General features: G+C 73.0%; 3 protein-coding genes. All 3 read right to left on the bottom strand.

Going from position 1 to position 1,945, the window contains the following annotated elements; all coding sequences use genetic code 11:
• Positions 1 to 586: tetratricopeptide repeat protein (locus tag Q8M82_RS03980; protein ID WP_305690084.1), on the bottom strand; the 586-nt coding region annotated here is incomplete at its 3' end.
• Entirely contained in the window at positions 583 to 1,239 is a 657-nt protein-coding gene (locus tag Q8M82_RS03975; RefSeq protein ID WP_305690083.1) for a thiamine phosphate synthase, read from the bottom strand. The genes Q8M82_RS03975 and Q8M82_RS03980, both read right to left, overlap by 4 nt.
• Positions 1,236 to 1,945 (bottom strand): benzoate/H(+) symporter BenE family transporter (locus tag Q8M82_RS03970; protein ID WP_305690082.1); only part of this gene is annotated, 710 nt, incomplete at its 5' end. The genes Q8M82_RS03970 and Q8M82_RS03975, both read right to left, overlap by 4 nt.

Raw genomic sequence — 1,945 nt, 5'->3', positions numbered from 1 at the left:
CGGCGGCCTGCGCCATCCAGCGCGCGGCCTGCTCGTCGCTACGGGGCATGCCGCGGCCCTGCCGCGCCAGGGTCGCCAGCGCATGCAGCGCGTCGGGAATCCCGCCCTTCGCCGCGATCTCGAGGCTCTTGATCGCGCGCGCCTCGTCATCGGGCTGGCCGGTGGCGAGCCAGGCCAGCGCGAGGTTGTAGTTTGCCGCCGGGTGCCCGGCCTCGGCCGCGCGGCGCATCAGGGTCGAGGCGCGGTCGGGATCGCGCTTCGGGCCGGTCGTGTCGAGCAGGGCGATGGCGAGCGCGTAGGCGGCGTTGATGTCGCCGCGCTCGGCGGCGCGCTCGTACCATTCGGTCGCGACCCTCTGGTCCGGCCGGACGCCGAGGCCCTGGCGGTAGATCTCGCCGACCAGTGTCATCGCGGCGGCGTCCTTGCTGTCGGCCTCGATGCGCTTCAGCGCTTCGGACAGCGCGCGGCGGTAATGGCCGGTCTGGTAGGCGGCATAGGCGGTGTCGCGCTCGGCCGCCCCGGCGGACAGGGGGAATGCGAGGCCGGCCAGCAACAGGCCGGCGAGGGCCCGGCGCCAGCGCCTCATCGCACTGCGGCCCTGCGGAGCGCGCAGGCGGCGATGGCCTCGTTGGCCTCGCCGACGATGGCGCGAATGTCGCTGCCCTCCGCGAAAGCCCAGTCGCCGAGCGCGATGAACTCCGCCCCCGTCTCGGCGAGCGCGGCGACGGAGTCGGCGTCGGGCGCATAGGCGACGCAGGGGGTCTGGAAGATTTCGGCCCACCAGCCGGCGCGCTCGATCACGGCCGGCAGCGGCGGCGTCGAGCCGTCGGGGCGGGGCTCGCCGAAGAGGACATAGTCGACGCCGGCCTCGCCGACATCCATGGCGTCGTGGCGGGCGCGCAGCCCGCCGGCGCCGATGATGCGCTCGCCCTTCAGGCTGGAACGTGCCTCGGCGATGGCCTCCGGCCCGCCCGTGAGGTGGACGCCATCGGCACCGCCGCGGGTGGCGACGAGGGCGCTGTCCTCGACGACGAGAGCGACATTGGCGGCCTGGACCGGGCCGGCCAGGCGCTTGACGCGCTCGATGCGGCTGCGTTCGTCGCCGGGTGCCAGCCGCAGCAGCACCGCGGCGAGGTCGCCGCCGGCCTGGGCCTGCATGAGCCTGAAGGCCATCGCGTCGGCATCGGCCACAGGCGGGGTGACGAGCATCAGGCGGGTGGGGGGAGATGTCGTGGTCATGATCTTGCGCGCAAACGGCCCGCGATGGCGTCCAATGTCAAGACTCCGAGGCCGGCAACCAGGCTCCAGAAGGCCGAGCCGACGCCGAACAGCGTCAGGCTGGAGGCGGCGACGGCGAAGGCGACGACCGCGGCGAAGCGATGCCCGTCCGAGGAGGTCGCCTGCGTCAGTGCGCCAGTGAGCGAGCCGACGAGGCCGAGGCCGGCGACCGCGACGATCAGCGCCTTGGGCATGGCGAGGATGAGAGCGAGCAGCAGCCCCGCGGTCGCGGCGATGGCGAGCCAGGCGAGCCCATAGACGATGCCGGCCTTCCAGCGCTGCGCCGGATCGGGGTGGGTGTCGGGGCCTGTGCAGATCGAGGCTGATATCGCCGCCATGTTGACCATATGCGCGCCGAAAGGCGCGGTGAGGAAGGAGGTCAGCCCCGTCACGAAAAGGCAGGCCGGGACGGGCGGATGGTAGCCGGCCGCGCGCAGCACGGCGAAGCCGGGCAGGTTCTGCGCCGCCATGGTGACGAGATAGAGCGGGATGCCGATGCCGAGCATCGCGGCGGTATCGAAGCGCGGTGTGACGAATTCGAGGCCGGAGAGGGAGAGTCCGCCCGCCGGCCATGTCGCCAGCCCCGTGGCGAAGCTGACGACGATGCCGACGCCGAGCGCGGCGATGACGCCGAGGAAGGGATTGACCAGCCGCGCCAGCAGAAAGA

Source organism: Allobosea sp., assembly GCF_030694325.1.
Lineage (GTDB): Bacteria > Pseudomonadota > Alphaproteobacteria > Rhizobiales > Beijerinckiaceae > Allobosea.
The sequence above is the reverse complement of the archived record's forward strand: the minus strand, read 5'-3'. Positions and strand labels throughout refer to the sequence as shown.

Coding starts and splice junctions, on each gene's coding strand:
- Q8M82_RS03975 (WP_305690083.1), bottom strand. CDS start 1,239: ATGACCACGACATCTCCCCCCACCCGCCTGATGCTCGTCACCCCGCCT.